The sequence below is a fragment of the Promicromonospora iranensis genome (assembly GCF_028994805.1).
Taxonomy (GTDB): Bacteria; Actinomycetota; Actinomycetes; order Actinomycetales; family Cellulomonadaceae; genus Promicromonospora; species Promicromonospora iranensis.
In genome coordinates, this window is record NZ_JAJQQP010000003.1 from 1 (window position 1) to 19,923 (window position 19,923).

Sequence of the window (19,923 nt, forward strand, 5' to 3'; positions counted from 1 at the left end):
TACGCGTCCACTATGCGGTTCCCGAGTCACGGGCACCACACCCACCACCCACCCACTGTCGGGCCCCGTTCCACGGGATTCTGACAGACCGGGCAGGGGTTTGGTCGGGTGTTGCCTTCTCGATAGCGTTACGGTGGTCATAGCGTGGGGGAAACGCCCGGTCCCATTCCGAACCCGGAAGCTCAGCCCTACAGCGCCGATGGTACTGCCCTGGAGACGGGGTGGGAGAGTAGGACGCCGCCGGACAACCATTCCCAGCAGGGGGTGGAACCAGCACAACCCACACGGGTGGTGCTGGTTCCACCCCCTGACTGCATTCCCCAGGGGCAGCCCCACCGCGCGCGGGCCCAGATGCACCGGCCTACACGGACAGCACAGCGGCGTCCGTTCAGGAGCGGGGAATGGTCTGCGCGTTGCAGAGATTTCACAGCCGACGGGCGGGAATCCGGGCGATCGAACGCCGTCCGGAGACTAGACTGGCGGCCATGTCCACCATCTCCCGTGACGAGGTTGCGCGCGTGGCTGCGCTGGCACGGATCGACCTGCGACCCGACGAGGTCGCGCGCCTGGCCGGCGAGCTCGACGTGATCGTCGAGTCCGTCGCTCGTGTGAGCGAGGTCGCTACCGCAGACGTGCCGGCAACCAGCCACCCCCTCCCGCTGACGAACGTGTTCCGAGACGACGTACCGGAGCCCGCCCTGCCGATCCAGGACGTACTGGCCGGCGCCCCGCAGCAGGAGAACGGGCGGTTCGCCGTCCCGCAGATCCTCGGCGAAGAGTGATGGGAACCAACGACATGACACAGGACATCACCCGACTCAGCGCGTCCGACCTCGCGTCCGCGCTGAGGAACAAGGACGTCACCAGCGTCGAGGCCACGCAGGCCCACCTGGACCGTATCGCCGCCGTCGACGGGGACCTGCACGCGTTCCTGCACGTCTCCTCCGAGGAGGCGCTGGCGACCGCCGCCGAGGTCGACGCGCAGCGCGCCGCCGGCGCGGAGCTGCACCTGCTCGCCGGTGTGCCCATCGCGGTCAAGGACGTCGTGGTCACCAAGGGGCTGCCCACGACCGCCGGGTCGAAGATCCTCGAGGGTTGGATCCCGCCGTACGACGCGACGCTCGTCGAGCGCATCAAGGCCGCCGGCCTGCCGATCCTCGGCAAGACCAACATGGACGAGTTCGCCATGGGCTCCTCGACCGAGCACTCGGCGTACGGCAACACCAAGAACCCGTGGGACCTCGACCGTATCCCCGGTGGGTCCGGGGGCGGCTCCGCGGCCGCGGTCGCCGGCTTCGAGGCACCGCTCGCGATCGGCACCGACACGGGTGGCTCGATCCGCCAGCCGGGTGCCGTCACCGGCACCGTCGGCGTGAAGCCCACCTACGGTGGTGTCTCCCGGTACGGCCTGATCGCCATGGCGTCCTCGCTCGACCAGGCAGGCCCGGTGACCCGTTCGGTGCTCGACGCGGCGCTGCTGCACGAGCTGATCGGCGGGCACGACCCGCACGACTCGACGTCGATCGACGAGCCGGTTCCCGGCGTCGTCGCGGCTGCTCAGCAGGGTGCCCAGGGCGACCTGAAGGGTGTGCGCGTCGGTGTCGTCAAGGAGCTGTCCGGTGAGGGCTACCAGGCCGGCGTGTCCGCGCGGTTCGACGAGTCGCTCGACCAGCTGCGTGCCCTGGGCGCCGAGATCGTCGAGGTCTCGTGCCCCAGCTTCGGCTACGCGCTGGACGCCTATTACCTGATCATGCCCGCCGAGGCCTCCAGCAACCTGGCCAAGTTCGACGGCATGCGGTTCGGCCTGCGGGTCGAGCCCGCCGAAGGCCCGGTCACCGCGGAGCGCGTCATGGGCGCCACGCGCGGGGCGGGCTTCGGCGACGAGGTCAAGCGCCGCGTCATCCTCGGCACGTACGCGCTCTCCGCCGGCTACTACGACGCCTACTACGGCAGCGCGCAGAAGGTCCGCACGCTGATCCAGCGCGACTTCGCCGCGGCGTTCGAGCAGGCCGACGTGCTGGTCTCGCCCACGGCGCCGACCACCGCGTTCAAGTTCGGCGAGAAGCTCGACGACCCGCTCGCGATGTACCTCAACGACATCGCGACCATCCCCGCGAACCTCGCGGGCGTGCCGGGCATGTCCCTGCCGAACGGCCTGTCCGACGACGGCCTGCCCGTCGGGTTCCAGATCCTGGCGCCCGCCAAGGCCGACGACCGGCTGTACCGCGTGGGCGCTGCCCTCGAGGCGGCCCTCGAGTCGCGCTGGGGCGGCCCCCTCCTGAACCAGGCACCCGAACTCAAGACCACGGAGCTCGCCCGATGACCGCCGCAACGACGACCGGACTGGTCGCCTACGAGGACGCCGTCCGCCGCTACGACCCGGTGCTGGGCATCGAGGTCCACGTGGAGCTCGGCACGCTCACCAAGATGTTCTGCGCGGCCGAGGTCGCGTACGGCGGCGAGCCCAACACCCAGGTCACCCCGGTGAGCCTCGGGCTGCCGGGCGCCCTGCCGGTGGTCAACGGCAAGGCGGTCGAGTACGCGATCCGGATCGGTCTCGCGCTGAACTGCTCCATCGCGGAGAGCTGCCGCTTCGCCCGGAAGAACTACTTCTACCCGGACGTCCCGAAGAACTTCCAGACGTCGCAGTACGACGAGCCCATCGCCTTCGACGGCTGGATCGACATCGAGCTGGACGACGGCGAGGTGTTCCGCGTCGAGATCGAGCGCGCGCACATGGAGGAGGACGCCGGCAAGAACACCCACGTGGGTGGCGCGACCGGCCGCATCCAGGGCGCCGAGTACTCGCTCGTCGACTACAACCGCGCGGGCATCCCGCTCGTCGAGATCGTGACCCGGCCCATCGAGGGCGCCGGCGAGCGTGCTCCCGAGGTGGCGCGCGCCTACGTGCAGACGTTGCGTGACATCTTCCGCACGCTCGACGTCTCCGAGGCCAAGATGGAACGCGGGAACGTCCGTGCGGACGTGAACCTGTCCCTCCGGCCGACGCCGGAGTCGCCTCTCGGCACGCGTACCGAGACCAAGAACGTCAACTCCTTCCGCTCGATCGAGCGCGCCGTGCGCTACGAGGTGTCCCGCCAGGCGGGCGTGCTCGACGCCGGGCTGACGGTCATCCAGGAGACGCGCCACTTCCACGAGGAGGACGGCACGACGTCGTCGGGCCGCGTGAAGTCGGACGCCGAGGACTACCGCTACTTCCCCGAGCCCGACCTGGTGCCCGTGGCGCCGAGCCGCGAGTGGGTCGAGGAGATCCGGGCGACGCTCCCGGAGATGCCGGTGGCGCGCCGCCGTCGGCTCCAGACGGAGTGGGGTTACGCCGACGCCGAGATGCGCGACGTCGTCAACGCGGGTGCCATGGACCTCATCGAGGCGACCGTTGCCGCGGGCACGAGCGCCGCGGGCGCGCGCAAGTGGTGGATGGGCGAGCTGGCTCGCCGTGCCAACCAGGACGAGGTAGCGCTCGAGGCGCTGGCGGTGACCCCGGAGCAGATCGCACAGCTCCAGGGACTCGTGGACTCGGGCCGGCTCAACGACAAGCTTGCCCGCCAGGTGCTCGACGGCGTGCTCGCCGGCGAGGGCGACCCGGAGGCGGTCGTGGCGGCCCGCGGCCTGGAGATCGTGTCCGACGACGGCCCGCTGCTGGCCGCCATCGACGAGGCGCTGGCCGCCCAGCCCGACATCGTCGAGAAGGTCCGCGGTGGCAACCAGGGGCCGATCGGCGCGATCATCGGCGCCGTCATGAAGGCGACGAAGGGCCAGGCCGACGCGAAGCGGGTGCGCGAGCTGGTGCTGGATCGGATCGGCTCGTGAGACAAGGTTCGAGGTCGGAGAAGTGACCCGCGGGCCCCTCCTGCACGGCGAGATGATGCGGTTGCGCCCCATCGAGGCGCGCGATGCGGAACGCCTGTGGGAGGCGGTGCAGGATCCGGAGGGAACCCGGTTGACCGGCACCACCGCCACGTTCACGCGCGAGCAGATCGCGGAGTGGGCGAGCACGGTGAGCGACCGGCCCGGCCGGTACGACTGGGCGATCTGCCCCGCCGCGGAGCGGGACGGCAAGCCGGTCAGCGACGAGATGATCGGCGAGATCGTGCTCAACGACCTCGACGAGGACGTCCGCTCGGCGAACCTCCGGCTCCAGCTGCTGCCGAACTACCGGGGCCGCGGGTACGGCCGGGAGGCCATCCTCGAGGTGCTCCGGTTCGCCTTCGACGGTGTCGACGGCGAACCGGGGCCCGGCCTGCACCGGGTGAGCCTGGACGTGCTCAGCATCAACCCGCGCGCGCAGGCTCTGTACGAGTCGCTCGGCTTCCGTGAGGAGGGGCGCCTGCGGGACATCTACCGCGACGGCGACACCTGGGCCGACGCCGTGGTGATGAGCATTCTCGAGGACGAGTACCGGGCGATGTCGCGGACGTAGGACGGCACTGGCGTCGAGGTCCGCCCGGTCGAGCTACCGGCTGAGGCTACGGGCCGCCCGTGATGTAGGCGGTCAGCTGGTCCCGCTCGGCCTGGACCTCGGCGATCCGGTGCTTGACCACGTCGCCGATGCTCACGATCCCGGTGAGCCGGGCGTCCACGAGCACGGGGACGTGCCGCACGCGGTGCTCCGTCATGACGGGCATCAGTTCGTCGAGGGTGGCCTCGGGCCCACAGGTGTGCACGGCGGCGGTCATGATCGCCGCCACCGGGCCGTCCAGGACACCGTCGCCGTCCGAGTGCAGCCGGCGGACGACGTCGCGCTCGCTGACGATCCCGTCGACACGCACACCGTCGTCGGACACGACCACCGCGCCGATACCGTGCTGGGCCAGAAGGGCGAGCAGGTCGCGCACGCTCCGGTCCCTGGCGATGGTGACCACTGTGCTGCCCTTGCGTCGCAATGCTTCTGTCACTCGCATTCGAGCACCCCCGTCGCTGCGCGCCGGAGACCGCGTCATTGCGGGCTCCTGCTACGACGGTACGGCACCGGGTGAGGTTCAGGTAGGGGCAGTCCGGCCGCCGTCGGGCCGGGCCGAAGGGACGGGATGCGCCGCCGCTGACGCATCCCGTCCCGGCTATCGGGGCCCGTGCTTCGTCAGCACGTGGCCGTCGGCAGTGTGTTGCTGCCGTTCTTGTAGACGGTGATCCCGAAGCTGTTGCCCGAGCCGTTCGGCGTGGCGGTGAGCGTGCCGGTGCTGCCCGTGACGTTGGCGTTCCAGCTGTTCTGCAAGGACTGTCCACCAGAGAGATTGATCCTGGTGGTCCAGCTGCTGGTGCCGCTGACCGAGAGGTTCACGTTGAACCGGTCGCCCCACTCCTGCCCCCTCGTGACGTTGACGGTGCAGGAGGTGCCGCCACCGCCGCCTCCTCCTCCACCACCGGACGAGCCGACCGTGATGTTCGAGCTACCGCTGCTCTGGTAGCCCTCCGTGGCCATGATCTGGTAGTCGTGGTTGCCGAGGTTCATGCCCCGCGACGCCCAGGCGTCGAAGTGGTTGCCGGCGGAGATGGTGCCGCCGGTGCGCTTCTGCTGCCGCACGCTCCAGTACTGCGGGAACGTCGAGTTGTCGCCCTCGATCGACGGCTTGTTGTAGCGCATCGTCTTGTAGATGTCGTAGGTGCCGCCGTCCGTCGTGACGGTGCCCTGGAACTCACCGGTGGGTCGGTAGGTGCCCCAGTTGTCGACCACGTAGTACTCGACCAGCGGGCTCCTGGTCCATCCGTAGAGCGTGAGGTAGGAGTTGCCGGACGGGTTGAACGTGCCCGAGTAGGTCACGTTCCGACGGGCGCCCGTGGCCCAGCCCTTGCCGGCCACGAAGTTGCCGGTGTTGCGCCACTGGGTGGAGTAGTTGCCGTTCGACCCGAGGTTCATCGAGACGGTTCCGGGGGCGTCGGTCCAGAACGAGTAGAAGTACCCGCCGTGGTTGCCGGTCTCGTTGCGGTCGACCGCCGCCGCGGGGACGGAGGTGGCCACCATCCCGGCCGCGAGCAGCGCCACCGTGGCACCGATCCCGGACAGCATGCGGAGCAGGCGGCCTCGGACGGGAGGGTCGGATCGCGTAGCAAACGATTTCGTAGTAAACGTTTTCGCCATGTCGCACCTCGTTGTACGTAGCAGTGAGCGGATACGTGCGTGACTCCACGCGTGACGTTCGGGTCCCGAACAGCGGCGTCCAGGTGACCGGCGTCCTCGCAGGCAGGTCCCGATATGTTTCGACGTCAGGCGCCTGCCGGTAGACAAGTGTGCACACGGCGGATGGCCGGGTCAAGGGTCCGGCCACGGCTCTTTCTGCCCCGGAGCGGCAGAGGCCGGGTGGGGCGCCACGGTGTCGTGAACGCGCGCGGTACCACAGCGCGGGTCACCTTGTGGACGCCCGGTGTCCGACGCCGCGGACCGGAGGTAGCGTGCAGAAGCCGCTCACCCTCGTATGGCGCGCGGCCATCCAGCATCGAAGGAGCTGAACAGTCATGAGTCGTCCCCTGCGCTCCCGGACGTCCACCCACGGCCGCAACATGGCCGGAGCTCGCGCGCTGTGGCGCGCCACGGGCATGGGTTCCGAGGACTTCGGGAAGCCGATCATCGCGATCGCGAACTCGTACACGCAGTTCGTGCCGGGGCACGTACACCTCAAGGACATGGGCGACCTCGTGGCGTCGGCGATCCGCGAGGCCGGGGGCGTCGCCAAGGAGTTCAACACGATCGCGGTCGACGACGGCATCGCGATGGGACACGCGGGCATGCTCTACTCCCTGCCGAGCCGGGACCTGATCGCGGACTCCGTGGAGTACATGGTGCAGGCGCACACCGCCGACGCGCTCGTCTGCATCTCGAACTGCGACAAGATCACGCCGGGCATGCTCAACGCCGCGCTGCGGCTGAACATCCCGGTGATCTTCGTGTCGGGTGGGCCCATGGAGGCCGGCAAGGCGGTGGTGGCCGACGGCGTCGCGAAGACTCCGCTGAACCTGATCAACGCGATCAACTACTCGGCGGACGAGAACGTGGACGACGCCGCGCTCGGCCTGGTCGAGGAGAACGCCTGCCCCACGTGCGGCTCGTGCTCCGGCATGTTCACCGCGAACTCGATGAACTGCCTCACCGAGGCGCTGGGGCTGTCGCTGCCGGGCAACGGCTCGACGCTCGCGACGCACGCCGCCCGCAAGGAGCTGTTCCTCGAGGCCGGCCGCACCATCGTCGACCTGGCCCGCCGGTACTACGAGGACGAGGACGACGGCGCCGCGCCGCGTGGCATCGCGACCAAGTCCGCCTTCGCCAACGCGATGACGCTCGACGTCGCCATGGGCGGCTCCACGAACACGGTGCTGCACATCCTCGCGGCGGCCCAGGAGGCGGAGGTCGACTTCACGCTCGCCGACATCGAGGACATCAGCCGCCGGGTGCCGTGCTTGTCGAAGGTCGCGCCGAACCACCCCGACTACCACATGGAGGACGTCCACCGGGCTGGTGGCATCCCCGCGCTGCTGGGCGAGCTCGACCGGGGCGGCCTGCTGGACCACGACGTCACCTCGGTGCACACGCCCACGCTGCGCGCGTGGCTGGACGACTGGGACATCCGCAGTGGCAAGACCACCGAGCGGGCGCTCGGCCTGTTCCACGCGGCGCCCGGCGGTGTGCGCACCACCCAGGCGTTCTCCACGAACAACCAGTGGGAGTCGCTCGACACCGACGCCGCCGGCGGCTGCATCCGCGACGTCGAGCACGCGTACACCGTCGAGGGCGGGCTCGCCGTGCTGCGGGGCAACATCGCCGAGGACGGCGCCGTCTTCAAGACGGCAGGCGTCGACCCCGACGTGTTCCACTTCGTCGGCAAGGCGCTCGTCTGCGAGTCCCAGGACGAGGCGGTCGAGAAGATCCTGACCAAGCAGGTCGAGCCGGGCCATGTGGTGGTCGTGCGTTACGAGGGCCCTGCCGGCGGGCCCGGCATGCAGGAGATGCTCTACCCGACCTCGTACATCAAGGGACGCGGTCTGGGGAAGGTGGTCGCCCTGATCACCGACGGCCGGTTCTCCGGCGGGTCCAGCGGCATCTCGGTGGGCCACGTCTCCCCGGAGGCCGCGGCGGGCGGCACCATCGGCCTGATCGAGGACGGCGACGAGATCGAGATCGACGTCGACACCCGCCTGATCCGGGTCAACGTGCCGGACGAGGTGCTCGCCGAGCGCCGCGCCAAGATGGAGTCCTCCGAGCGGCCGTGGCAGCCCGTGGACCGCGACCGGTACGTGTCGCCGGCGCTGCAGGCCTACGCGGCACTGGCGACGTCGGCCGACCGGGGCGCCGTGCGGGACGTGGCACGCCTCCAGCGACGCTGACCCGGCACGGGCGCGGCACCCGGCGGTGGTGCCGCGCCCCGCACCCGCCCCCCCCGGCGGGCGAGGACGTTCGAGTGTCGGTGTCTCGTGCCATGGTGGTGTCACCCGGACGACACACAGGGAGTGACTCATGACCGACGCGATCACCGCCGCCGAGTTCACCGCGGAGCAGGGGACGGGTGACTGGCGTGTCCTGCGGAACTCCGCTCTCGCGCGCTTCACCACCGGCTCGTTCACCCGCGGTGTGCGGCTGGTCAGCCGAATCGGGGCGCTCGCGGAGGCCGCGAACCACCATCCGGACGTCGACCTGCGCTACGGCACCGTGACGGTGCGGACCTGGTCGCACGACGTCGACGGTCTGTCCGCGCGGGACGTCGCGCTCGCCCGGGAGATCTCCATGGCCGCCCGCGAGCTGGACGTCGCCGCGGACCCGGCAGGGGTGAGCGACGTCGTGCTGTGCATCGACGCGACGAGCGGTCCCCAGGTGCAGGCGTTCTGGCAGGCGCTGCTGGGATACGACGCACAGGCGGAGTACTCGGGCAACGACGCCGCCGGGCGGCTGACCGACCCGGACGGGCGGTTGCCCGCGATCTGGTTCCAGCAGTCCGACGAACGGCGCGAGCAGCGCAACCGTATCCACGTGGACGTGTGGGTGCCGTTCGACCAGGCCGAGCAGCGTGTGGCGGCGGCGCTCGCGGCGGGCGGCCGGCTGGTCACCGACGAGTTCGCCCCGTCCTGGTGGGTGCTGGCCGACGTCGAGGGCAACGAGGCATGCGTCTGCACGTGGCAGGGCGAGTTCTGACCGCTGCGGGGGACGCTCCCCGCGGGCGGTACGGGGTGCGGCGGCGCTCGGAGCTGCTCGTGAGACCGGGGCGCTGCTCGTAAAACAGGGTGAGATCTGGCTGCGAGCCGAGTAGAGTCTCGCGCTTGTGCGCCAGCTCCCGTCCCCCTCCCGGAACCCGTACTGGCGGTTCCTGGTAGCGGGATTTCGCGGGCAGTCGGCCTACCCGCTGGCCACGCTCGCGGGGCTGGTGGCGAACGCGACCTTCGGCCTGCTCAAGGGCGGCATCATGGGCGCGGCGGTCGAGAGCTCGGGCGGTGAGCTCGCCGGCTACTCCGCGGCGACCATGGCGGCGTTCGTCTGGCTCGGCCAAGGCATGCTGGGGTCGGTGAACTTCTGGGGCGGCAGCGACCTCCAGACCCGGATCAAGTCCGGCGACGTCGCCGTCGACTTCCTGCGTCCCGTGAGCGTGCAGGCAGCCAACGTCCTGACGGACGTCGGCAAGGGGCTGTTCGCCCTGCTGCCGCGTGGTCTGCCGAGCGTCGTCATCGGCGTGCTCGTGTCCAGCATGGCGCTGCCGCCCGACGCCGCCGCGTATGGGCTCGGGCTGCTCAGCCTCCTGATCGGCATCACGGTCTCGCACGCCACCGTGTACGCGGTGGCCACCTCGGGGTTCTGGCTGGTGGAGACCCGGGGCATCAGCGTCCTCTACATGGCGGTCTCCGGGTTCTTCGCCGGCCTGTTCACACCGATCTACCTGTTCCCGGACTGGCTGCTGACCCTCGCGCTGCTCACGCCCTTCCCGTCGATGATGCAGTTCCCCATCGACGTTATCTCCGGGCAGGTCACCGGTGCGGGGGCGGCGCAGCACCTCGGGGTGCAGCTGGTGTGGCTCGCGGTGGTGCTCGCCGTCGGGCACCTGACCACGCGGGCCGGACGCCGGAGGCTGGAGGTGCAGGGTGGCTGAGCCGGAGGAGCAGCGCAGGGTGCGGGTACTCCGCGCCTACCGGGCGGTCCTCGCGAGCCGCGCGCGCTCCCAGGCGAGCCACCGGGCCAGCTTCCGCATGGACCTGGTCGGGGCGGTGCTCGTCGGGCTGATCGAGTTCACCGAGATCTGGGTGCTGTACTCGGCGACGGACCAGATCGGCGGGTTCACGCTCGCCCAGATCATGCTCGTCTTCGGCCTGTCCGACCTCGCGTTCTCCCTGGCGGACCTGGTGGCGGGACACTGCGACAACCTGCCGGTGTACGTGCGGGCCGGCACGCTCGACGTGTTCTTCCTGCGACCGCAGCCGCTGCTCGCGCAGCTGATGACGAGCGACCTCAGTCTGCGCCGGATCGGGCGGTGCCTCGTGGGCGCGACGTCGCTCACGGTGGGCCTGGTGCTCAACGACATCGACTGGAGCGTCGGCACGGTCGGCCTGCTGCTGCTGGCCCTGGTCTGCGGGTTCGTCATCTTCACCGCGCAGTTCGTCACCGCCGCCGGCCTGCAGTTCTTCCTGATCAACGGCTCCGAGATGACCAACGCCTTCGTCTACGGCGGCCGGTACGCGGCCACGCAGCCCGCAGTCGTCTGGCCGCGCGCCCTGCTGGTCGTCTTCGGCGTCATCTTCCCGGTGGCCTTCGCGGCGTACCTGCCGGTATCCACGCTGCTGGACATGCCGGGCCCGCTCGGGTTGCCGACCTGGCTGGGCTGGTGCGCGCCCGTCGCCGCCCTCTGGGCGGTCACCGTCGCGGGGCTCTGCTGGCGCTGGGGCCTTCGTCACTACCGAGGAGCAGGCGGATGAACGTCATCAAGGCCGAGGGCCTGACCCGGGTGTTCACCGGGCGGCCGGACCGGAAGAACAGGCTGCGGCGCAGCCGGCACGTCGCCGTCGACCACCTCGACCTGAGCGTCGAGGCCGGCGAGTCCGTGGGCTACATCGGGGCCAACGGTGCCGGGAAGTCGACGACGATCAAGATGCTCGTCGGCATCCTGGTGCCGACGAGCGGTGCGGTGACCACCGTCGGCCTGCACCCGCTCAAGCAGCGGCGGGCGCTGGCACGGCGGATCGGCGTGGTCTTCGGGCAGCGCTCGCAGCTCTGGTGGGACCTGCCGGTGCGGGAGTCGTTCTCGATCCTGTCCGCCATCCACGGCCTGTCCGCCGCCGACGAGCGGACCAGGACCGCCGAGCTCGTCGACATGCTCGAGATGGGCGAGTTCCTGGCGACACCGGTGCGCCAGCTCTCGCTGGGGCAGCGCATGCGGGCCGAGGTGACCGCCGCGCTGCTGCACCGGCCGGAGCTGCTGATCCTCGACGAGCCGACGATCGGCCTCGACGTGCTGTCCAAGCAGCGCCTGCGCGAGTTCCTCGTGACCCAGCGGCGCGAGCACGGCACCACGCTGCTGCTCACCACGCACGACATGGGCGACGTCGAGCGGCTCTGCGACCGGATCCTCGTGGTGGACCACGGCAGGCTCGCGTTCGACGGCACACTCGACGGGCTGGCCCGCACGGTGGGCGCGCGGCGCGAGCTCGTGGTGGATCTCGCGACGGCGACCGGCGACCTGGTGGACCTGGACGGCGCGGAGCACGTCCGCAGCGAGTCGGACGGCCTGCGGCAGCGCCTCGCGTTCGACCCGCAGCGCACGACGGCGGCGCGCGTGCTCGCCGCGGTGTCCGAGCGGGCGGAGGTGCTGGACCTGTCGATCACCGAGCCCGACATCGAGGACGTGGTGCGCGAGATCTACCGCGCCACCCGCCGCTGACCTGCCCTGGTTGGGTGCGCACGACCAGAAGCCTGCTCAGGTTCGCGAGACGATCAGCTCCGACCAGGCGGGGATCAGCACGCCACGGGCCGCCCGACGTCGGACGACGTGCAGGGGCCGGTCCTCCTCCCACAGCATCCGCAGCAGCGCGCCGATCTCGGCCCGGGCCAGGGCGGCACCCAGGCACAGGTGCCGGCCCGCACCGAACCACAGCTGGCGGGACTCCCGCAGGTACGGACGATCGGCGCGGAACGGACCGGCGGCGGCGTTCGCCGACCAGACGAGCAGCATGATCCGCTCACCGCCGCGCAACCGCGCTCCGCCCACCTCGACGTCGGCCGCCACCCCTCTGCCGATCACGGACGCGGGACTCGTCACCCGCAGCCCTTCACGCACCACGTTCTCGACCGGGTCCCCCTCCCCGGGGTTCAGCAACCGTGCCGCCCGCTCGTCGCCTCCCGCAGGACCGGCCGCCGGGACCGGCACGGCCGCCCCGGCACGCGCCCGCAGCGCCGCGAGCATCCGATGCTGCTCACCGGTGTCGATCAGCAGGGCGGTGATCCGCCCCATGGCGCTCGCGGCGGTCTCGGTGCCCGCGACCATCAGCAGCGAGGCCAGGCCGGACGTCTCGGTGAGCCCGAGGCCGAGCTCCCGGCAGCGGCCGAGGAGGGTGTCCGGCGGTGCGTTCCGCCAGCCGTCGGGGATCCCCGCGTTCAGCTCGGCGACGATGCCCTGCGCGGTCGCCACCTGGGCCGGCGTCAGGATGGTCGACCCCGCGGTGCCGAGCGCGACGGAGGCGAGGCGCTCGCCGGTCTCGAAGATCCGCAGCGCTCCCTCGTCGTCGGGCCAGGAGCCGCCGTGCCCGGCGGGGCGGGGGATCCCGAGCAGGCTGATGACCATGCGGCCCACCAGGACCCGGGAGAGGTGTGCGACGTCGAGCGTCCCGCCCGAGCGGAGCTCATCGGCCGCGGCGGCGACGCGGTCGTCCCACGCGGCGCTCACCAGGTCGCGCGAGACGGTCTCCGTGAACAGCTCGCGTGTGCGGGAGCGCAGGTCGTGGTGGCCGGCGCCGTCGAACAGGTCGAGCACCCAGTCACCGAGGATCTGGGCCCACAGGTTTCCCACGCCGCCCTCGCCGAGGATCGTGAACGAGCGGTGGTCGCGGAGCACCGTGCGGGCCACCACGGGGTCCGCCGTGACCCACCCGATGCCCGGCACCCGGCGCACGGGCGAACCCGTACCGGGCCAGCGCTGGGCGGCCGTGCCTGCGAGGAGCAGGCCGGCCATCGCGGGCCGGGCGCGGTAGAGGAGGCCCAGCTCGTGCCGGGTGGTCGGGAGGGTGGGGATCACGGCCGTCACCCTATGGGCGGGCGTGCCGCGCGCGGTACCGGGTGGGCCGCTCAGCCGTACAGGCTCTGGACGTCCAGCTCGATCGGGAACGGCAGGTCGACCTTCAGCGTGTCGCGGAAGATGCCGGTCGGGACGTACGTCCTGGTCATGTCATCGAGCTCGTAGACGTAGATCGTCGTGATCGATTCGACGTCCTCGACCCGCCAGAAGTGGCGGATGCCGGCCTCCGCATACTTGTGCGGCTTCACCGCCCGGTCGCGGTGCTCGGACTCGGGGGAGACCACCTCGACCGCGAGGACGATGTCCTTGGCCTCGTACCAGGTGGCGTCCCCGTCGATCGACGCCGTCGAGGCGAGCAGGTCGGGCTCGGGGCGGTTGTGCTGGTCCAGGCGGACTGTCATCTCGCTGTCGACGACGATCCCTTCCTGTGCCTGGCGCGTCAGGTGGGTCCGCAGGGCGAAGATGACGCTGCTGTGCCAGCGGCGTTGAGGGGACATCATGAAGACGAGGGCTCCGTCGATCAGCTCGGTGTGGCGGGGAGCGTCCGGCAGATTGTCCAGGTCCTCGGCGAGCCAGCCCTCCGGGCGCGGAGGGCGCATCCAGTCGGGGAGCTCGGCCATGGCACCACGGTAGCAACGGGCACCTGTCGTGTCATGACTCGCCGCCGCCGCTGTCGATCGCATACCTAGACGTTAATAGGTCTAGCCGTCACCTGCGCGTTATGGGCGTGCCATAACCTTTGCCGGGTGCTCCCCGAACCGGCCGCCGTGCTGAACCCGGCACCCGCCCGACCTGTCGAACCCTCCGCTGCGCCCCAGCCGGCGCCGCGGCAGCGTCCGCGCCCCGTCGCCCGCATCGCGGGCGTCGCCGTGCACCTGCCCGAGCGCACCCGGGACGTGGCCGAGGCCGAGCGCGAGCTGCACCGCAGGAACCCGGACGTCGCGCCGCGCCTGCCGCTGGTGTCGCGCCTGACGGGCGTGCGCCGCGTCCACGTGGCGGACGACGACCAGCAGGCCTCCGACCTCGCCGTCGCCGCCTCCCGCACGGTCCTCGACCGTGCGGGCCTCGGTCCGCAGGACGTCGACCTCCTGATCTTCGCATCGGCCACCCAGGACATGATCGAGCCCGCGACCAGCCACATCACGGCCGCCAAGCTCGGCGTCCGCGCGCCGGTGATGGACGTCAAGAACGCCTGCAACTCCGTGCTCAACGGCATAGAGGTCGCCGAGGCGCTCATCGGCACCGGTCGGTACCGCCGTGTGCTCGTCGCGTGCGGGGAGATGCCCACCCGCGGCGTGCGGTGGGACGTCCCGGACCGCCGCACGTACGCGATGTCCGCGGCGGGCTACACGATGTCCGACGCCGGTGCGGCGGTGCTCGTCGAGGCGACCGGCGCCGCGAGCACGCCCGGCTTCGGGCCGGCGGGCGTCTCCGGACCCTCCGACGGCTTCGAGGACGACCTCGTCGCGGAGCTGGCGGAGCTGGTCGAGCCGGCCGGCCGGCCGTCGGGCATCCTCTCCTCGGTGTTCGCCGCGGAGTCGCAGCACTGGGACGTCGGCATGCTGCCGGGCGGCGGCACGGTGAGCCCGCGCGACCCGGAGCGGAGCTACTTCGAGATCGACGGGTCGCGGCTGCGTACGGCGTTCGACGCCTTCGGGTCGGCGCCCGTGGAGCAGGCCCTGGCCGCGGCGGGCGTGACCATGGACGACGTCGCGCTCGTCGCGGTGCACCAGGTGGCGGTCGCGTACCTCGCGGACGTGCACCGGACGCTCGGCGTGCCGGCCGACCGCACGATCGTCACCGTGGCCGACCACGGCAACATCGCCTCGGCGACGCTTCCGCTGCAGCTCGCCACGGCGCTGGAGTCCGGCCGCCTGGGGCGGGGCGACGTCGTGCTGCTGCTCGGTCTCGCGGGCGGGGTCAGCATGGGTGCGATGGTGGTCCGGTGGTGAGCGGCGGACAGCTCGGCCCGCAGGCGGGTCGCCCCCGCCTCGCCGTCGTCGTGCCCGCGCTGAACGAGGCGCACGAGCACGGGATCCTCCGCACGCTCGAGGCGCTGCGCGATCAGGAGGACGACGACTTCGACCTGGTGGTCGTGGACAACGGGTCCACGGACGGCACGCCCGACGTCGTGCGCAAGGCGATAGCGAACTGGGGACGGCTGCGCTGGCACCTCGTCACCGAGGACCAGAAGGGGACCGGCGCCGCCGCGGACACCGGGATGCGCGCCGCCATCGGCCTCGGGGCCGAGCTGCTGGCTCGCACGGACGCCGACTGCCTGCCCCCACCGACGTGGACCAGTGCTGTCCGGGCGGCCTTCGCGTCGGGCGACGAGCTCGTCGCGGGGCGGCTCGTCCCGCGCGACGACGACCTGCCGGTGTCGCGGTTCCAGCAGGGCGTGCTGTCGTTCGCGCTGTGGGCGTCGAGCACGTTCGGCAAGGTCCGGCCCGGGAACCAGGACGAGGGGTACCTCGGGCCGTACGTCATGACGCCCGGCTGCAACATGGCGATCACCGCCTCCCTGTACGAGCGGGCCGGCGGGTTTCCGCGCACCCGGATCGAGGACCTGCACGAGGACCGTGCGCTGGTCAACGCGGTGCGGCGGCTGACGACGCGGTACGGCGAGCACCGTGACGTGTGGGTGCGCGCCTCGACGCGCCGGGTGCACGCCTGGGGGCTCGTGCGGACGCTCGGCTGGTACGCCGACCACCGGTACCGGCCCGAGGTCGTGGACATCCGATGAGAGCCCACCCGGCGGTGGCGCGTGCGCACGACCTCGGCGGGGCGGCGCCCGAGGCGGCCTGGGAGGAGCGGGTCCAGCGCGCGGCACACCCCCTCGCGTACCCGGCACTGCGGTCCGCGCGGAACCGGCCGGTGGTCCGGGTGCCGCGCATCGGCGTGGTGGTGAGCGATGCCGCCCTCGCCCGCGAGGTGCTGCTCGACCTCGACCACTTCTCGAAGGTGGGCCCGGGGGCGCCGTCAGACCTGTGGACGCCGGTGCTCGGGCCGTCGGTGCTGCTCAACATGGAGGGCGCCGAGCACGCCGCACTGCGGCGGGCGCTCGGGCCGCTGTTCTCGCCCCGCGCGGTCCGCGAGCTCGTGGCGGCCGACGACGGCGACGCGGGCGTGCTGCCGGACCTCACGCGACGGCTCGCTGCGGGGGAGGCCGTCGACCTGGCGGCGGTGGTCGGCGCCCAGGCCGGCGCCGTGATCTGCGGGATGGTCGGACTGCCGCCGACCGACGAGGCGGTGCGCTCGTCCATGGCCGCCGCCCAGACGATCACCGGGATGGTGCGCCTGCACCGGCACGGCCTCACCCGGTCCCAGGTGGTCCGGGCACGGACCGTGCTGGAACGGCTGACCGCGCCCGCGCGCATCGCGTACCGTGCCGGAGACCCGGCGACGGTCCCCGGACGGATGCGCGACCTGGGACTGTCCGAGCGTGAGGCGATGGGCGCCGTCGGGGCGTTCGTGCTCACCGGGACGGAGACCATCCAGTCGTTCGTGCCCCGCCTCGTGGCCATCGCGCACGACGCCGGATGGACGGCGCGCCTGCTGGCGGACGACGCCCCGCTGCGGCGTCGTGCCGTCGAGGAAGGGCTGCGCGTCACCGTGCCGACCCCCGCGATGCTGCGCTCGGTGCGCGCCGGTACGTCGGTCGGCGGGGTGCCGGTCGCCGCGGGGGACCGGGTGGTGATCGCCACCGTGAACTGCTGCCGGGCGGGCGGCGGCTTCGACCCCGACCGGTCGGTCGACCCCGCCGTGCGGCACCTCTGGTTCGGCGCGGGCCCGCACTTCTGCCTCGGCATGCCGCTCGCGATGGCGCAGGTGGACGCGGTGCTCGACGCGCTCGCGGCAGCGGCGTCCGACGGGCGTGTCCCGGTCGTGGGCGGGCGCCGGGCCGCTCGTGGCGTGCTGGTCCCCGCGTACCGCTCGCTCGAGCTTCGCCTGGGGGACCCAGGCCGTGCTCCTGTCCGGTCCGCTGCGCGGGTGGCGTCGTGACGCACTTCGTGGATGATCTGCTCGCCGTCGCACGGAGCGCACCCGACCTCGTCGCGCTCCGCTGGTTCGGCGGCCGCGACGGAGGGCGCGTGCGCGAGGAGGTCACGTTCGGCAGCCTGGCCGAGCGGGTGGAGCGGACGGCGTCCGGGCTGCGAGCGCAGGGCATGGAGCCCGGCGACCGTGTGCTCTTCAGCATCCGGCCCCGGCCGGAGGGGGTGGTCCTGTGCCTGGCGGTCCTGCGTGCGGGTGGCGCCGTCGTGTTCGTGGACCCTGGCTCGACGCCGGAGCTGTTCGCCGCGCGGATCGCGGCGGCGAAGCCGCGCTGGGCCGCGACGGAGGCGCTGCTGTACGCGGCGTCGTCGGGGCCGCTGCGGGGGGTCGCCCGGTCGCGCGGCCTGCTGCTGCCCGACTACGGGCGGCTGCCCGTGCGGCACCTGTACACCGGTGCGTGGCTCCCGGGTGTGCCGCGGGGTGCTCGCCGGGTGACGAGCCTGGGCCGGGTGGCGCCGGGGTCGGGTCGGGCGTCGGCGACCGGTGCGGGCGCTCCCGGAGTGACGGGGGAGGCGGACCGGGAGGCGCTGGTCGTCTTCACGTCCGGCACGACGTCGGACCCGAAGGCGGTGGTGCACACCGCTCGGACGCTCGGCGGGATGCTGGGCCTGTTCGCCCGGGTCGGTGACCTGAAGCCGGCGCAGCGGGCGCACACGGACCAGATGTTCCTGGGGCTGCCGGCGATCATGGCGGGGGGCACGTGGGAGATTCCCGCGAAGGCGCCGAAGGACGCCCCGGAGGCGTTCGCACGGGGCGTCGCGGGGGCCGACTCCTCGTTCCTGGTGCCTGCCGACGTGACCGCGCTGCTCGACGTCCTGGAGACACGGAGCCGAGCGGGCGGGACCACGCCGGCGGAGGGCCCGGCGGTGCTCGCGGTCGGCGCCGCGCCCGTCACCGTGGCACTGCTCGAGCGTGGCCGCCGCGTCCTGCCGGGCACCCGCTGGCTCGCGGTCTACGGCGCCACCGAGATCCTGCCGGCGGCGGTGACGGACGCGGACGAGAAGATCGCGGCCGCCGCGGAGGGCGACCTCGTCGGGCACCCGCTCGACGGGACAGGCGTCCGGATCGATCCGGAGGCTGCTTCGGACCCGGAGGCCGCCGCAGGTGCGGACGGTGCGGACGGCGCCGGGGAGCCGGCGGGCGGCGACGGCGAACGAGTGGTCGGCGAGCTCGTGCTGACCGGGCCGTCCCTGATGGCCGGCTACCTGTCCGACCTCGACGCCGGCGGGCCACGGGCGGTCGAGCACCGCACCGGCGACCTCGCGTACCGGGACGTCGAGGGGCGGATCGTGCTGGTCGGCCGCAACCGGGACATGATCATCCGCGGGACCGTGAACATCTACCCCGGTCTGTTCGAGCCACGGCTGCGGGACCTGCCGGGCGTGGCGGACGCCGTCATGGTCGGTGTCCCGGTGCCCGACGGAGACGAGCGGGTGGTGCTCGTGGTGACCGCCGAGGGCGGCACCCGGACCACCGGGACCCCGGAGATCCGGGCCACCACGGAGCTGACCCGGTCGGTGGCGGACCAGGTGGGCCGGGTCGTGGACCACGGCGCGCTGCCCGACCTGGTGGTCGAGGCGTCCCACCTGCCGCTCGCGGGCCGTTCCCGGAAACCTGATCGTCGTGCGCTGGTCAGCTTGGTTTCACCCGTGACCGGTACAGTGCGCGCATGAAGGTGGCGGTGACCGGTTCGTCTGGTTTTGTTGGTGGTGCTGTGGTCCGCGACCTGGCGGCGCGCGGGCACGAGGTGATCGCGTTCTCGCGTCGGGTCCCACGCCTGCCCGGCGACGTCCTCCATCAGGTCGCCCACCAGTTCTGGGACCTCCGGGACGGGCCGCTGGCCAAGGAGGACCGCCCGGAGGACGTCGACGCCGTCGTGCACTGCGGCGCAGCGGTGGCCGACGGCGGTAGCCACGCCCGCGCGTGGGTGGTCAACGTCGAGGGCACCCGCGCGGTCCGCGAGACGTTCCCCGAGGCCCGGTTCGTGCACGTGTCCTCGGGCAGCGTCTACGACCCTCGTACCCCGAGCGTGGCGGTGACCGAGTCGGAGGCGCCCGCGCACGGCTACGTCAACGCCTACGGCTCCACCAAGGCGGCCGCCGAGCGGTACCTGACGGCCGACGCCGCGCGCGAGGACCGGGGTCCCGTCATCGTCCTGCGGCCGCACGCGGTCTACGGCCCCGGCGACACGACGCTGCTGCCGCGCCTGGAGGCGGCGGCGGTCGGCGCCTGGCTGCCGATCCCCGGTGGCGGGAAGGTGCGTCAGCACCTCACGCATGTCGACACCCTCGTCCAGGCGGTGCGCGCGGCGCTGGACGCCGACGTCGAGCCCGAGACGGCCGCCGGCCGGCCGCTCGTGGCCAACGTGGCCGACGCCCGGCCCGTCGACCTGGACGAGACGCTCGAGATGCTCATGTTCGCCAGGTTCCGGCCGGTGCAGGTGGTCGGCATCCCCATCCGGCTCGCGAACGTCCTGGCCTGGGCGGGCGAGAAGATGTCCCGCTGGACCGGTCGCGAGCCGCGCCTGTCCCGGTACACCATCAGCCACCTCGCGATGGAGCGCACCTACGACCTCACGGTGCTGCGCGAGCGGCTCGGCGTCGACCCGGCGCCGACGTCGCTGCACGGCGCGATGAGCTGGTAACCACGACCGAAG

Annotated in this window: 18 protein-coding genes and 1 rRNA gene; 15 read left to right on the forward strand and 4 right to left on the reverse strand. The window is 72.1% G+C overall.

Annotated elements, in window-relative coordinates; genetic code table 11:
* Positions 1-129 precede the first annotated feature (129 nt).
* The 5 genes from rrf (at position 130) to LUM46_RS04970 (ending at position 4,441) form a co-directional block, all read left to right on the forward strand.
* A 5S ribosomal RNA gene (gene rrf, locus LUM46_RS04950) occupies positions 130-246 on the forward strand.
* A gap of 239 nt (positions 247-485) precedes the next feature.
* Positions 486-782, forward strand: coding sequence for an Asp-tRNA(Asn)/Glu-tRNA(Gln) amidotransferase subunit GatC (gene gatC / locus LUM46_RS04955; protein WP_253873965.1), 297 nt, complete (start codon positions 486-488; stop codon positions 780-782).
* Positions 783-796: 14 nt separating this feature from the next.
* Positions 797-2,323, forward strand: a complete 1,527-nt coding sequence (gene gatA, locus LUM46_RS04960) for an Asp-tRNA(Asn)/Glu-tRNA(Gln) amidotransferase subunit GatA (protein ID WP_274992669.1) — start codon at positions 797-799, stop codon at positions 2,321-2,323.
* Positions 2,320-3,831, forward strand: coding sequence for an Asp-tRNA(Asn)/Glu-tRNA(Gln) amidotransferase subunit GatB (gene gatB / locus LUM46_RS04965; RefSeq protein ID WP_274992670.1), 1,512 nt, complete (start codon positions 2,320-2,322; stop codon positions 3,829-3,831). Before gatA ends, gatB begins: the two co-directional genes overlap by 4 nt.
* Before the next feature lie 22 nt (positions 3,832-3,853).
* Positions 3,854-4,441, forward strand: a complete 588-nt coding sequence (locus LUM46_RS04970; protein WP_274992671.1) for a GNAT family N-acetyltransferase — start codon at positions 3,854-3,856, stop codon at positions 4,439-4,441.
* A gap of 46 nt (positions 4,442-4,487) precedes the next feature.
* Here LUM46_RS04970 and LUM46_RS04975 read toward each other — a convergent pair whose 3' ends face one another.
* Together LUM46_RS04975 and LUM46_RS04980 are read right to left on the reverse strand one after the other, a co-directional pair.
* Positions 4,488-4,922 (reverse strand): CBS domain-containing protein, encoded by a 435-nt coding sequence (locus LUM46_RS04975; RefSeq protein ID WP_274992672.1) that lies wholly within the window; start codon positions 4,920-4,922, stop codon positions 4,488-4,490.
* 176 nt (positions 4,923-5,098) lie between these two features.
* Complete coding sequence (locus tag LUM46_RS04980; RefSeq protein ID WP_274992673.1) at positions 5,099-6,025, reverse strand: glycoside hydrolase family 11 protein; 927 nt, start codon at positions 6,023-6,025, stop codon at positions 5,099-5,101.
* A 446-nt stretch (positions 6,026-6,471) separates the two neighbouring features.
* Here LUM46_RS04980 and ilvD point away from each other — a divergent pair, with 446 nt between their 5' ends.
* The 5 genes from ilvD (at position 6,472) to LUM46_RS05005 (ending at position 11,864) form a co-directional block, all read left to right on the forward strand.
* Complete coding sequence (gene ilvD / locus LUM46_RS04985; RefSeq protein WP_274992674.1) at positions 6,472-8,334, forward strand: dihydroxy-acid dehydratase; 1,863 nt, start codon at positions 6,472-6,474, stop codon at positions 8,332-8,334.
* A gap of 130 nt (positions 8,335-8,464) precedes the next feature.
* The gene (locus tag LUM46_RS04990; protein WP_274992675.1) at positions 8,465-9,136 is read left to right on the forward strand and encodes a VOC family protein; all 672 of its coding nucleotides are present in this window, start codon (positions 8,465-8,467) and stop codon (positions 9,134-9,136) included.
* Positions 9,137-9,263: 127 nt separating this feature from the next.
* Entirely contained in the window at positions 9,264-10,082 is an 819-nt protein-coding gene (locus tag LUM46_RS04995; protein WP_274992676.1) for an ABC transporter permease, read from the forward strand.
* On the forward strand, positions 10,075-10,902 hold the full coding sequence (locus LUM46_RS05000) for an ABC transporter permease (RefSeq protein WP_274992677.1): 828 nt from the start codon (positions 10,075-10,077) through the stop codon (positions 10,900-10,902). Before LUM46_RS04995 ends, LUM46_RS05000 begins: the two co-directional genes overlap by 8 nt.
* On the forward strand, positions 10,899-11,864 hold the full coding sequence (locus LUM46_RS05005; RefSeq protein WP_274992678.1) for an ABC transporter ATP-binding protein: 966 nt from the start codon (positions 10,899-10,901) through the stop codon (positions 11,862-11,864). The genes LUM46_RS05000 and LUM46_RS05005 overlap by 4 nt, the downstream gene beginning before the upstream one ends.
* Positions 11,865-11,900: 36 nt before the next feature.
* On the opposite strand, the gene LUM46_RS05010 is transcribed toward LUM46_RS05005, so the two are convergent.
* Positions 11,901-13,214: a cytochrome P450 gene (locus LUM46_RS05010; RefSeq protein WP_274992679.1), complete on the reverse strand. Its 1,314-nt coding sequence runs from the start codon at positions 13,212-13,214 to the stop codon at positions 11,901-11,903.
* 50 nt (positions 13,215-13,264) lie between these two features.
* On the reverse strand, positions 13,265-13,834 hold the full coding sequence (locus LUM46_RS05015; RefSeq protein ID WP_274992681.1) for a Uma2 family endonuclease: 570 nt from the start codon (positions 13,832-13,834) through the stop codon (positions 13,265-13,267).
* A gap of 126 nt (positions 13,835-13,960) precedes the next feature.
* Here LUM46_RS05015 and LUM46_RS05020 point away from each other — a divergent pair, with 126 nt between their 5' ends.
* The 5 genes from LUM46_RS05020 to LUM46_RS05040 are packed head-to-tail and all read left to right on the forward strand — an operon-like array spanning position 13,961 to position 19,911.
* A complete protein-coding gene (locus tag LUM46_RS05020) occupies positions 13,961-15,166 on the forward strand; it encodes a 3-oxoacyl-ACP synthase III family protein (RefSeq protein ID WP_274992682.1) in 1,206 nt (401 codons plus the stop codon).
* Entirely contained in the window at positions 15,163-15,957 is a 795-nt protein-coding gene (locus tag LUM46_RS05025) for a glycosyltransferase family 2 protein (protein ID WP_274992683.1), read from the forward strand. Before LUM46_RS05020 ends, LUM46_RS05025 begins: the two co-directional genes overlap by 4 nt.
* A complete protein-coding gene (locus tag LUM46_RS05030) occupies positions 15,954-17,216 on the forward strand; it encodes a cytochrome P450 (RefSeq protein ID WP_274992684.1) in 1,263 nt (420 codons plus the stop codon). Before LUM46_RS05025 ends, LUM46_RS05030 begins: the two co-directional genes overlap by 4 nt.
* Positions 17,213-18,940, forward strand: a complete 1,728-nt coding sequence (locus LUM46_RS05035) for a class I adenylate-forming enzyme family protein (protein ID WP_274992685.1) — start codon at positions 17,213-17,215, stop codon at positions 18,938-18,940. The genes LUM46_RS05030 and LUM46_RS05035 overlap by 4 nt, the downstream gene beginning before the upstream one ends.
* A complete protein-coding gene (locus tag LUM46_RS05040) occupies positions 18,937-19,911 on the forward strand; it encodes an NAD-dependent epimerase/dehydratase family protein (protein ID WP_274992686.1) in 975 nt (324 codons plus the stop codon). Before LUM46_RS05035 ends, LUM46_RS05040 begins: the two co-directional genes overlap by 4 nt.
* The last annotated feature ends 12 nt before the right edge of the window (positions 19,912-19,923 follow it).

Bases quoted from the DNA above. Each gene is read 5' to 3' on its own strand.
- LUM46_RS04990 (WP_274992675.1), top strand. From the start codon at position 8,465: ATGACCGACGCGATCACCGCCGCCGAGTTCACCGCGGAGCAGGGGACG.
- LUM46_RS05005 (WP_274992678.1), top strand. From the start codon at position 10,899: ATGAACGTCATCAAGGCCGAGGGCCTGACCCGGGTGTTCACCGGGCGG.
- gatB (WP_274992670.1), top strand. From the start codon at position 2,320: ATGACCGCCGCAACGACGACCGGACTGGTCGCCTACGAGGACGCCGTC.
- LUM46_RS05030 (WP_274992684.1), top strand. From the start codon at position 15,954: ATGAGAGCCCACCCGGCGGTGGCGCGTGCGCACGACCTCGGCGGGGCG.
- ilvD (WP_274992674.1), top strand. From the start codon at position 6,472: ATGAGTCGTCCCCTGCGCTCCCGGACGTCCACCCACGGCCGCAACATG.
- LUM46_RS04975 (WP_274992672.1), bottom strand. From the start codon at position 4,922: ATGCGAGTGACAGAAGCATTGCGACGCAAGGGCAGCACAGTGGTCACC.
- LUM46_RS05015 (WP_274992681.1), bottom strand. From the start codon at position 13,834: ATGGCCGAGCTCCCCGACTGGATGCGCCCTCCGCGCCCGGAGGGCTGG.
- gatA (WP_274992669.1), top strand. From the start codon at position 797: ATGACACAGGACATCACCCGACTCAGCGCGTCCGACCTCGCGTCCGCG.
- LUM46_RS04980 (WP_274992673.1), bottom strand. From the start codon at position 6,025: ATGCTGTCCGGGATCGGTGCCACGGTGGCGCTGCTCGCGGCCGGGATG.
- gatC (WP_253873965.1), top strand. From the start codon at position 486: ATGTCCACCATCTCCCGTGACGAGGTTGCGCGCGTGGCTGCGCTGGCA.
- LUM46_RS05040 (WP_274992686.1), top strand. From the start codon at position 18,937: ATGAAGGTGGCGGTGACCGGTTCGTCTGGTTTTGTTGGTGGTGCTGTG.